This window comes from Streptomyces graminilatus (genome assembly GCF_001418565.1).
Lineage (GTDB): Bacteria > Actinomycetota > Actinomycetes > Streptomycetales > Streptomycetaceae > Streptomyces > Streptomyces graminilatus.
Genome location: NZ_LIQQ01000356.1, coordinates 1 through 10,760, shown reverse-complemented (window position 1 = coordinate 10,760; position 10,760 = coordinate 1). Strand labels below are relative to the sequence as shown.

Here is a 10,760-nt window from a genome sequence, read left to right as displayed (position 1 = left end):
CGGGGGCCGAGGACGCCCCCGCCCTTGCCGCGTACATCGCCGCGCAGCCGCCGCGCGTCCTCGTCAATGGCTTCGCGGAGTGCGCGGCCTCGCAGTGGAATCTGCGGCCCGGTTTGATGGACGCCGCCCGTCCGCTGTTCGCCTGGACGGAGGAGGATCTCAACTCCACCGTGCTCGATGGCGTCCGGGCGGTGACACGCGCGGCGCTGCGCCACGGAGTGCTCGACCACACGGGAGACTCCGACGCCTCCGAGCGGTCCCGGATCGACTTGATGTCCTGGGTCATCACGAGCCTGCGCCACCACCACTCACGGCGCAGCATGGGCGAGTACCACACACCGCCGATGATCAGCGACTTGATGGCAGCGATGGCGGACGCGGACGACACCGACGTCGCCGTCGCGCAGGGGGAGTGGTTCATCGAGCCGACCGCGGGCACCGGCGGACTGTTCCGTTCCACGGCGCAGAAACTGCGTCGGGCAGGCCGGGATCCGGCCGACTTCGGCTGGGTCATGCTCGAACTCGACCCGCTGGCCGCCGCGGGAGCGGCGGTGAACGCGATCGTCTGGGGTCTCGGGCGGCGCGCAGTCGTCGGCTGCGGAGACGTCCTCGCGTGTGCCGCCTTGGACCAGAAGGCTCTTGCACACGACCGGGATCTCGTCCGGCACCGGGACCTTCTCAGTTCACTGACGGCCTTCGCGCTCGCCACCCGTACCTCCGATCAGCTCCTGCGCGCTCTCATCGCCAGCAGGCAGCACCTCCATCTGCCGGCTGACCGCCAGGCCTGACACCACTGGACTTCGATGCGAGGCGCACACAACCACACCGAGAGTGAAGCTGTGGCCGAGGCCCTGCGTGCCGCACTGCCGGTGCCCAGCCGAACCCGCGTGTACACCCTCACGTGCGGGTGCCCGGACAGCGACGGACAGCTGTTCTGGAACATCGACGCAGAATCGCGCAGCTACGAACTCGTCGTCGCATGCGATGCCGTGGCGCTGCGCGACGTCCGGCTCACCAGCACACCGCGGTTCGGTGACGGCCCCGTCTGGGAGACGGGCTTCCTCATCCGCGACACGTCCTCTCGGTGGCCGGACGACCTCGCGCAGCTCGTCGGCCGTCTGACTCTTCCCGACCGCACGCTCTTCATCCACTGACCGAAGGAGTCGCCTCATGGGCACTCGGAAACCGCTGACCGGCTGCCTCCCGGCCTTCGGCCGGCATCAGGGCTACCCGCCCCGCTACGGCTGGCTCCGCAAGACATACCTCGCTCTGCGGGAGGACCCCGGCTGCCTGCGGCAGCTGGACAACGCCATGATGATCCTCGGCGTGGGCTCGAGCATGGTGAAGTCCATGCGCTTTTGGATCCAGGCGTTCGGCCTGGCCAGCCCGGCCGACGGCGGTCTCGTCCCGACCGCGCGGGGGCACTGGCTCCTGGACGACGAGCAGGGAGCCGATCCCTTCCTTGAGGAACCGGCGAGCCTGTATCTGCTGCACTGGTGGCTGCTGAGCGCCGCCCAGTGCCACGTGCCCAGCTGGCGCTATCTCTTCGGCCACACGGCGCTGCGAAGCTACAGTCGCAGCACCCTGCAACAGATGATCACAGGCATCGCGGACAGCACCGGCTGGAAGGCGCCGGCGCCGTCCGTGGTAGCCAGGGACATCGCCTGCATGGTCGGCATGTACGCACCGAGCCACCCTGATCAGCCGCTGGAGCGCGTCGAAGACGCCCTGTTCAACCCGTTCCGGTCCCTGCGCATGCTCACCACCAGCGGGGCCCCGGAGGACTCCCGGGACCGGACCCACACCGTGACCATCAGCCGCATGGCCGGCCAGACATGCCCGGCCGCCGTCCTGGCCTACGCGAGCCTGGACTACGCGGCCCGCACAGCAGGTCCCGGTCCCGGAAGCATCGCGGTGGCCAGGCTCGCCTCGGTCCCCGACGGGCCCGGCCGCCTCCTGCTCACCGACACCCCCGGTCTTCTTCGCGCCCTGCGCTCGACCGGCAGGCGACACGAGGGCCTTGCGGTGACGGAGTCGGCCGGCGAGGCGCTGCTGGCGTACTCGGTGCCGCCTGCCGCGCTCGCGAAGAAGGTCCTGGCGAGCACCTTCCCGCGGGCCGGGGCCAGTTGGTGAGCGGCGGTGCGCCACGGGCCTGCGCGGTGCAGGCGATGCCCGCCCCCGTGTATCTCGCCGAGTACCGGAGGCTGCTGGCCGAGGGCCGCCTGGTGGACCGTGCCGGCAGGCCGGTCAGCGGAGCCCCCTGCGCGACCTGCGACGGGATCGTCGACACCCTGACCTGCCCGGGAAGCCTGCCGTGTGCCCACTGCCATGTATCCGGTGGCCGACGGTGCCGGCGCACCAGCGGACACACGGCCGACCGGTGGCACGTCGACCGCGTGCGAGCGGCGGGACTTCGGGACGACGAACGAGAACGCGCCGGAGACCCGTCACTGCTCGCACCTTGGCTAGATGTTGCATACCTCTATAATTGCGGGTAGTGTGATCAGAATATTGGAGGTGCTCGTCTCACCTCCTCGCCCCCCGCCGCCCGAATGGGAGCTGTCATGCCGGTTCTGCCTGTCATCGCCGCCTCCGACCTCGCCCGCCACATGGAGGCGCGCCTGGACGCCCTCCTGATCACCCGGTCCGCGGGGTGGCCGACGACGGACTGGCGCATCCGGGTCACCGGCCCCTGGATCACCGTGCTGTGGACCAACACGCCGACCGCGGAACAGACCGCTGAGGCGATCGCGCCGTTGTCGGGTTTCCGGTGGGACCCCGCGTCGCGGACGAGCAGCCGCACCGGCGAGCTGGTGACCGCTCCGGTCAAGGGCCGCGACGTGACCGGCGCACCGGGCATCGACGGCATCACGCTCACCCGCACCTTCGACGAGTACACGCTGCACGACGCTTCCCGCTACTGGGCCAGGCACCAAGGTCAGCGGCCCGAAGGGCTCAGCGCCATATTCCCGGCGGTGACCAACCGGCATGGTGACGTCGTCGCGGATCCCGGCCCGCCGAAGGTCCAGGTGCGCCAGATCGCGGATCACCTGGTGCACCGCGGCTGGATCCTCCACTGACCCGCCCGGCGGCCCCGCGCGGTTTGCGTCGGTGCCTCCTCTCTCACAAGGAGCAGTCCGTCATGTTCAGCCACTCCCGTGCTTCGTCCGTGCTCGCCACCGCGATGGACATCGCCTATGCCGGTGGCGAAGAGATGGCCATCACCGTGCACGCGCCGACCGGGTCCTCGTTCACCGTCGTCAGCCTGACCGGCAACGACGTCCGGCCGCGCCGAACCGAGGAGAGGAACGTCCCGGTCGACTTCGACCCGTTCGATCTCACCGCGCTGGTCGGCTACCTGTCCGTCTGCTGACCGCACCGAAGCCGAAGGGCGTCCTTTCCATCCGTGTGCCGGACAGGCCGCAGGGCGGTCACCTCGTGTGGGTGTGGAGCCTGGCCACGATGTCGCCGCTGCGTGCCTCGGACGCCGAGCAGGTCTTCCCCGGGATCGACGTGCCCACCAGCGCCGGCGCCTACGGATGCATTACCGACCAGGGCGCCCCGCTGCCGCTCATGCCGGTCACGGACCGTGTCGTCATGGCGCTCGTCCCCCGCGACTCCAGCTGACCGCTCGCCCCGCCAGCCCGCGTACCTCGCCTGGTACCCGCCCGAGTTGCCCCCGACCTTGGCATCTGCGGTCCGCCTCACCAGATCGGGCGCCGCACATTCTCACGCGGCGGGTCCCCTTCCCGAAGGAGCCTCCACCATGCCCACTCCCGACGCCGATCCCGTGCTCGCGGAAGAACAGATCCTCACCGCGCTGCGCAGCGGCATCCGGGCGATCAAGGAGAACGCTGGAGCCTGCACCCCGGACGAGATCGCCCAGCACCTCATCCGGCAGCTCGACGGCGGCCTTCTTCATGGGGCCCGCCACAGCACCGCGGCATCGGCCCAGGCCACCACCGTCGACGTCGGTGCCCTGGTGCAGGCTGCCTACGACGTCGACACAACGATCGCGGGGCGAACCGCCCAAGTGCATCTCACGCCCGGGCTGGCGGACAGCGGAGTATCCCGCGGCGAGCATCTGGACGTCAGGGCCCGCGTACGTCTCACCTACCGCGTGGACCTGGAGTTCAGTTGTGCGTTCGTCAGCACTAACGACGGGGCGAGCTGGGGGCTGGCCTTCACCGAGGCCGACCGGAGCTGGCTCGCCTCCGCCGAGACCATGGCGGAGCCCGTGGGACACAGCGTTACCGCTCTGCTCAACGATCCCGCGCATCGGCCGGGCATGGAACCGGTCGTCACCGCCGCCCGCCATGTGGCCGCGGCCCGCGCGTTGATGGATCTCCGCCACGAGCGCGAACGCCTGGCGATCGCCGGGGTCCGGACCGTGGCCGCCCGCGCCGTCTTCGACCGCCTCGGCTACTCCGAGGCCGACATCCAGCACCTCGCCGTCCACCTGTACCAGCTCGCCTGGGTCAAGGATCACGGCCTCATCGGCTGGTGAGCCTGCGCCTGTAGATCAGCACACCAGGCCCGCGGCGCATCCGTGCCCCGCCGTCCTCCCGGCCCCGGCCGGCGTCCGTCCGCCTCATCCGCTCCGCACCCGCAGGTGCGAAGGCAGCGCCTCGGACCCGGACTCGCCTTTCGTTCCCTGACCGGAGACACCACGCATGCTTCTCCTCGACCGTCCCGCGCACGCCCCTCGCCCCCGGGCGCCCTCGAAGCCGCCTGTGCCGGCCTTCTGGCTGGGCGTGCACCAACCTCATTGGCTCGCCCGGAGCTCCGTACCCATGTTCCTGTCCAACCGTCGGCTGGCCAGGCTCAAGACACTGCCGCGGGCCCTCGGCCCCTGGGCGCTGGACAGCGGCGGCTTCACCGAGATCACGACGTACGGCGAGTGGCGCACGAGCCCCAAGCAGTACGTGGAGCTGATCCGGCGGTATCACGACGAGGTGGATCAGCTCGCCTGGGCCAGCCAGCAGGATTTCATGTGCGGGGCAGGCCCTTCGCATGACGGGGCTCACCATCGAGCAGCACCAGGACCTGACCGTCGAGAACTTCTTGATCCTTCGCGATCTGGCCCCGGACCTCAGGATCGTCCCCGTCGTGCAGGGCTGGCTGCGGCATCAGTATTCGCGCTGCGTCGAGAAGTTCATGGCGGCCGGCGTCGATATCACCCGAGAACCCCTCGTCGGCGTGGGCAGCATCTGCCGCCGTCCGAGCACGTACGTCGCGAGCTGGATCCTCCAGGACCTCCACGCCGCCGGTCTCAAACTCCACGCCTTCGGATACAAGAAGACCGGGCTGGAGGTGTCGTGGCCGCACGTCGTATCGGCCGACAGCATGGCCTGGTCGAAAGGCGGCCGGTACGAGCGCATCTGCGGCACCCACAAGAGCGAAGCCAACTGCCTTGACCACGCCCTGCGGTGGCGCGGAGACCTCCTTGATCATCTGGCCGACATCCACGACAGAGCATGACCGGGACGTGCCACTGCGCTCCCCGAGCCGCTCACCCACACCAGGGTGTTGCATATCTCTACAAAAGAATGTAGTTTGCAGATGCCGGGCCGGGTCGCTGCTGTTTGTTTGTGGCAGGGCAGCCCGCGCTCAAGTCCGGATTCATCGCCTCGGATGCCCACCGGCTCACCGCCGGAGCAAGGGGTTCACCGCATGTCCCGCCAGACCGCCGCACCGGTCAAGCACACCGTCCTCACCCTGAGCGCGCGCGAGGCCGTTGATCTGGTGCGCCTCGTCGCCGAAGGCCAGATCGACCTGTCGCCGCCCTACCAACGTGGCCCGGTCTGGAGCGGCGACCAGCGCGTCGCTCTGGTCCGGTCGTGGCTCACCGGCCTTCCGGCGGGCGTCGTCGTGCTGAGCAGCCGTGAGAACCCCCAGTGGACGGCTGCAAGCGGGGACGTCTACGAGGCGGGACTGGCGCCCTGGGCGGTGGTCGACGGCAAGCAGCGAATTCTTACCGCCCAGGCATGGTTCACCAGCGCGTTCGCGGTTCCGGCAACGTGGTTCGATCCCACTCACGTTGTCCAGAGCGAGGAGACGGATGACGGACCCTATGTCCGGCACGACGGGCTGTCCGAGGCGGGACGGCTCAAGTTCGAACGTCGCGCCGTCCTCCAGGTCACCCAGTTCAAATCCGCAGCCTCCGTCGCGGACGAGGCAGCCATGTACGTGCTGGTCAACGGCGGTGGAACGCCCCAGACCGCACAGGACATGGAGCGCGCACACGGCATCGCCGGACCGACGCCGTGACAGCCTCATGATTCGTTCCTCCCCCTCGAACCCTGACAAGGACATCCGACCGTGGACATCAGTGAACTCGTCTCCGCTGCCAAGGAAACGCTTCTCGACCGTGATCCCACGGGGAAGGCCGTCAACTCCGTCGCGGTCGAGACGACGAGGAGCGAGACCGGCTGGATCAGCTACGCCAACACCGCTCTCGTCACCTACCACGATGGCGAGACCCGTGAACTCAGCAGCCGCGACACCCCGCTCGCGGCTGCTTTGGAAAGGCATGCGGACGACGAAGCCGAACTCGGCGTACCACCTGTGGTCCTTCCGATCCCGCTTCGCCAGATCCGCTCGGACAATCTCGTCCGCTGCGAGGAGCATCCCGGGGTGCACGTCGAGAGCCTTGCGTGCCGATGGCCGCACAACGTCCATGGCGACGGGCCGGAGCCGCAGGTGGGTCACCCCCACCGCGTGACCGACTGACAGAGCTCCCGTCACCCCGCCGTGAGAACACCGCCGCCGGCCGCCGTGTCGGCGGCATCCGAGAACCATCCGAACCCGAGAGACTGACGCCGGCTGAGGCCCGTCCTGGCCCGGCGCGCAGCCGAACCAGCAGGAGAAGGAGCATGGACCACCGCAACGTCACCGACCACCAGGGCGCCGTCCACGAAGGGCTGTTCAACGCCTACACCGGGTTCCTGATCGACCTGGCCTGCGGCGCGGGCCGTTACGAAATCGTCCATCACTTCGAACGGCTGGACCCGGCACGGATCACCGACGCTCCCCTGTCATGCCCCACGTGCAAGAAGATCGACGCCGCGGAGCCCGACGCGCCACCGCATCTGTCCAGCCTGACCCGCGAACACGCCGAAGCCGTTCTCGCTCTCGCCGATCGCCGCGGGTTCCCGCCCGCTCTGGACAACGAGGGCCTCCGGCTTGCCTTCGTAGCCCTGAACATTGCGAACCCGTCTACCGAGCAGCTCTACCCCCTGGTCAGGGAGCACCTGACCACCATGCTGACCGAGCGAGCACTTACGGTTCCCGAGGGGTCCCCCGAGATCCTCGTCGAGTACACGAGGTACACCGGCGGCACCGTCCAGGCCCCGATCGGCGTCGGCGACCGGCTCATGTACAACGGCATCGCCTCTGGTCATTGGCCGGTCGTCGAGGTCACCGCGATCGACACCACCCCTGACGGCGTCTTCGTCACCGTCGGCGAGAAGAACCAGCATCCCTATCGCTGGTCGGCGGCCGACATGCCCCGGAGGTTCTTCAAGCTGGACCGCGGCCCCCGGCCCTGAACTACTGCCCGGCCTAGTCTCGTTGAGTCGCCAGCCCATATCGCCTGGCCGGCCTCGGTGTTGTGGCCGAGTCGCGTCCCGCGGTGTGTGAAATGGGCTCTGGATAACGGTAGAGAGGATCGCGGGTGAGCCGGGAATGGGCCGAGGCCGGAGCGTGCGCCGGGCAGCGGCGGCTGGAGGCACACGTATGGACGGCGGTTAGCGGGTACAGCAGCGAGGTGCACGCGGACGAGAGCGTCGGGGTGACCATGCAGGAGTGGAAGGCGGTGGCTGGAGGTGGCTGTCTGCACCTCGCCTTGGACTCGATCGCCTTCAGCTATCTGATGGCCGTCCTGCTCCCGGTCCTCCATGGCCCGGTTGATACGGCAGAACTGGTCGGCGTTCCGGGTCTACGCCTGACACGCCTGTGCCCCGGACGCGTCGAGCTACGGTCCTGGGACGGTCACGGGCGGCTCGTCCTGCTGCCTGACGCGGACGGCCTCGACGGCTGGATGACGGTCGAGGAGGACAACTCGGCCGAGTACACGATCTGCAACGAGGCCTGCCCGCCGTCCGCCTGCACCCTCGCCGGCGCGTCCGGCCATCCGCTCCATCATCTGCTGCGCCACCATCCATCCCTGCATCCGGCCGAGCACGCCGAACTGCTGCGGCACGCCGGCTCAGCCGAACAGGACTACGCGAGCCAGGAACTGCGCGCGGCGCTCGGGAAACTCCCTCCCCCAGATGACGCCGCCCACGATCTGCTGATGGCCGCCCCTGCGCCGTGCGCGGTGGCTCCGCTGGCTCCGCTCCACGAGCGCGTCCCCGCGCCGTTCCCCAAGGAACTCCTGCCGGACCGCTTCCACTGGGCGCACATCGGCGACCCCCGAACCGCGGACATGGGGGACGCCTTGGCCCGCCAGCTGCTCCAGCTGCTCCAGCTGCTCGCCGGCAAACGCGCGTACCCGGGCGATGTCCTGTACGACCCCATCGGGATCGTCTCCCGGATCGCGGGCCGCGGGCCGGCGGCGCGGTGGGCTCAGCTGACCCTTCATCACGTCGCGCAACGGTATGGGTTGCTGCGCTACCGCCCCCGGCAGTCCAACGATCCACTGAACTCACGGCCGTATGTGTGGGCGGTCAGCGAGGCGGCACTCACGATGGCACCTCTCGTCTGGCGATCACTCGGAGCCGGACCAGCCGAACCTCCTCGGACTGAGCTGAGCGCGGCCCGGCGGCCGGAAACCGCCGAGAGAACCCGACAGAGTGACGAGGCGATGGTCCCGGGCAGGACGTAGACGCGGCCGGTGCCAGTGTGCCCCGCCCAGCACGAACAGCATCGCCCCGGTGGGCGAGCACACGAGGCGGCGCCTGCCTGATCACGCTCCGCGCCGGGACGGCTGTGGGACGCGGAGCTGCTCAAGGAATCGGCGAGCCGCTGAACGATCCGCCGATGTTTCGCCCGAAGCGCGGAAGTACCGAGCGACGCCCGACAGCCCCATCCCAGCGGGCGCTCCAGACGACCCCAACCGCAAGCGTTGCATAACTCGACTATTGAATGTAGTTTGAGGTTGCCGAAGGTGAGCGTGGCACTTCCCGCTCGCCGTGGCCCATCTGCGCACAACTCCCCTCAGAGAGCGCCACCATGAAGCTCGTCATCCCCGTTTCCGACTCGAACTACCGCGCCTCCGGTACGAACTACTGCTGGACCGTCGCCGGCGAGATCCTCACCGTCGGCTCGGACGATGCCTTCGTCGGCGTCGACTCCGGCCGGTTTCGACCCGTGGCCGCGTGGTCGACCTCGACGTCACTCGGGACGAGGTCACCGAGAAGACCATCCGTCTCCTCAGCCGAGGCGGCTGGTACGAGCCCGGCCGCGATCGTCAACGCCCTGAGACCCGGACGCGCATGCGGGAGGTCTTCGGCCTGGCCCGCGGCTTCGAGGTCGGCGCCGTTCTCGAAGTCCACCACGGACGCCCGCGGATCACCGTGGCCTGACCGACCCGCACCCAACCCTTCCCTTCCCCGTACTCCCGGAGAGGCAGCCCCTTATGGACACCAACGACCCCAGCATCGAAGAGCGGGACACCTGGTACCTGGCCACGCTCGGCCGTGAAGCCCTCCTTAGGCATTTGGCCCCGCTCGGCATCCCGGCTCGGTGACACACGATCCGCTCAACTGCGCTCGCTGGATCGTCCGCGCCGCGCCGGGCTCCCGGCACGACGTTCGGCGGGCCGCGGATGCGGCGCTGCTTCCTCTCACCGGGGCCGAGTCGTTCTTCGTCAGTCTGGACATCGAGGGCGAGGCGGTCGAGCATCTCGGCATCGTGCCGGTCATCGGCGAGCACAGCGCCGGCGCCGTGACCGGCCAGTACGCCGAAGTGCTCCTCTTCGAACGGGGAGCCCTGATGAACAGGGCCGCCTTCCGGCTCTCCCGGCTGTCGGGGGAGAAGCACTGGATCATCGACACGAGTTTCCAGCCCTCCGGTGGCACCCAAGCGGAGCGGCCCTTCGGCTCTGGACGGGGCGGCCGCAAACGCACCGTTCCCGCCCCGGTCGCCGCCGAGCTCGACCGCCTTGCCGCGCAGGCCAGCTGGGGCAGGAAGTGACGCTGTACGGCATCCCGCCCGCGGGAATGCGCCGCTTCCTAGCCCCCGAGAGCGGCCGGGAACACGCCCGGTTCATCGTCGACGCAGCTCACGCCTGGTGGATCGAGAACCGCAGAGGAGCGGGTGAGAGGGCGGTCGCGGTCGGCGTGCTGGCCGGACTGGCGCTGTCCGCCCCCAGCAGGCCCGACGGCCCCGACTACGGCCCGCTGCTGATCCCCCTCAGCGACGAAGGCCTCATCGACACGCTGAGGGCGGGATGGAACTCCTTCTGGTCCTACGACCCAGACCTGACCGAAGCCGCCCGCCCCCTGCACGGCTGGCTCAGCCGTCCGAGCGGGGACGACATCCGCGGCCTGGCCGACTACGCCCGCATCCTCGTCCGCGCCGGGCTGCTGGAGTTCTGCAGCGACACCGCCCGTGCCGAATCGGACGACATCCTCGGCATGTTGATCACGCGGATGCGCAGTTACGGCGAACGGCAGAGCACCGGCGAGTTCTTCACGCCCGCGATCGCCGCCGATCATGTCGGCGAGGTCTCCTTCGCCACCGGGCTGCAAGCCGGCTCCCTGCTCCTGGAGCCCTGCGCGGGCACCGGCACCATGGCCCGCGCCGCGGCCGCGGCG

Annotated in this window: 14 protein-coding genes and 1 pseudogene; all 15 read left to right on the top strand. The window is 69.4% G+C overall.

Features of this window, described 5'->3' with window-relative positions; genetic code table 11:
- Positions 1–788 (top strand): N-6 DNA methylase (locus AOK08_RS28400; protein WP_055531315.1); only part of this gene is annotated, 788 nt, incomplete at its 5' end.
- A 51-nt stretch (positions 789–839) separates the two neighbouring features.
- Positions 840–1,154 (top strand): hypothetical protein, encoded by a 315-nt coding sequence (locus AOK08_RS28395; RefSeq protein ID WP_055531311.1) that lies wholly within the window; start codon positions 840–842, stop codon positions 1,152–1,154.
- A 16-nt stretch (positions 1,155–1,170) separates the two neighbouring features.
- Entirely contained in the window at positions 1,171–2,133 is a 963-nt protein-coding gene (locus tag AOK08_RS28390; protein ID WP_055531310.1) for a DUF4007 family protein, read from the top strand.
- A gap of 431 nt (positions 2,134–2,564) precedes the next feature.
- Entirely contained in the window at positions 2,565–3,080 is a 516-nt protein-coding gene (locus AOK08_RS28385) for a hypothetical protein (RefSeq protein WP_055531309.1), read from the top strand.
- Between the two features lie 62 nt (positions 3,081–3,142).
- Positions 3,143–3,373, top strand: a complete 231-nt coding sequence (locus AOK08_RS28380; protein WP_055531308.1) for a hypothetical protein — start codon at positions 3,143–3,145, stop codon at positions 3,371–3,373.
- A 35-nt stretch (positions 3,374–3,408) separates the two neighbouring features.
- Positions 3,409–3,627, top strand: coding sequence for a hypothetical protein (locus AOK08_RS28375; RefSeq protein ID WP_055531307.1), 219 nt, complete (start codon positions 3,409–3,411; stop codon positions 3,625–3,627).
- A 139-nt stretch (positions 3,628–3,766) separates the two neighbouring features.
- A complete protein-coding gene (locus tag AOK08_RS28370) occupies positions 3,767–4,507 on the top strand; it encodes a hypothetical protein (protein WP_055531306.1) in 741 nt (246 codons plus the stop codon).
- Positions 4,508–4,673: 166 nt separating this feature from the next.
- A pseudogene (locus AOK08_RS48945) lies at positions 4,674–5,481 on the top strand (deazapurine DNA modification protein DpdA family protein).
- A 192-nt stretch (positions 5,482–5,673) separates the two neighbouring features.
- Complete coding sequence (locus tag AOK08_RS28360) at positions 5,674–6,270, top strand: DUF262 domain-containing protein (protein WP_055531302.1); 597 nt, start codon at positions 5,674–5,676, stop codon at positions 6,268–6,270.
- A gap of 51 nt (positions 6,271–6,321) precedes the next feature.
- Positions 6,322–6,732, top strand: coding sequence for a hypothetical protein (locus AOK08_RS28355; protein ID WP_055531300.1), 411 nt, complete (start codon positions 6,322–6,324; stop codon positions 6,730–6,732).
- Positions 6,733–6,875: 143 nt separating this feature from the next.
- On the top strand, positions 6,876–7,550 hold the full coding sequence (locus tag AOK08_RS28350; RefSeq protein ID WP_055531298.1) for a hypothetical protein: 675 nt from the start codon (positions 6,876–6,878) through the stop codon (positions 7,548–7,550).
- A gap of 125 nt (positions 7,551–7,675) precedes the next feature.
- A complete protein-coding gene (locus tag AOK08_RS28345) occupies positions 7,676–8,827 on the top strand; it encodes a hypothetical protein (protein ID WP_157876837.1) in 1,152 nt (383 codons plus the stop codon).
- A 307-nt stretch (positions 8,828–9,134) separates the two neighbouring features.
- Positions 9,135–9,527, top strand: coding sequence for a DUF7715 family protein (locus tag AOK08_RS48940; RefSeq protein WP_422125778.1), 393 nt, complete (start codon positions 9,135–9,137; stop codon positions 9,525–9,527).
- 160 nt (positions 9,528–9,687) lie between these two features.
- A complete protein-coding gene (locus AOK08_RS28335) occupies positions 9,688–10,137 on the top strand; it encodes a hypothetical protein (protein ID WP_055531292.1) in 450 nt (149 codons plus the stop codon).
- A partial coding sequence (locus AOK08_RS28330) for a hypothetical protein (RefSeq protein WP_055531290.1) occupies positions 10,134–10,760 on the top strand: 627 nt, incomplete at its 3' end. The genes AOK08_RS28335 and AOK08_RS28330, both read left to right, overlap by 4 nt.

Coding starts and splice junctions, on each gene's coding strand:
- AOK08_RS28390 (WP_055531310.1), top strand. CDS start 1,171: ATGGGCACTCGGAAACCGCTGACCGGCTGCCTCCCGGCCTTCGGCCGG.
- AOK08_RS28350 (WP_055531298.1), top strand. CDS start 6,876: ATGGACCACCGCAACGTCACCGACCACCAGGGCGCCGTCCACGAAGGG.
- AOK08_RS28380 (WP_055531308.1), top strand. CDS start 3,143: ATGTTCAGCCACTCCCGTGCTTCGTCCGTGCTCGCCACCGCGATGGAC.
- AOK08_RS28385 (WP_055531309.1), top strand. CDS start 2,565: ATGCCGGTTCTGCCTGTCATCGCCGCCTCCGACCTCGCCCGCCACATG.
- AOK08_RS28360 (WP_055531302.1), top strand. CDS start 5,674: ATGTCCCGCCAGACCGCCGCACCGGTCAAGCACACCGTCCTCACCCTG.
- AOK08_RS28370 (WP_055531306.1), top strand. CDS start 3,767: ATGCCCACTCCCGACGCCGATCCCGTGCTCGCGGAAGAACAGATCCTC.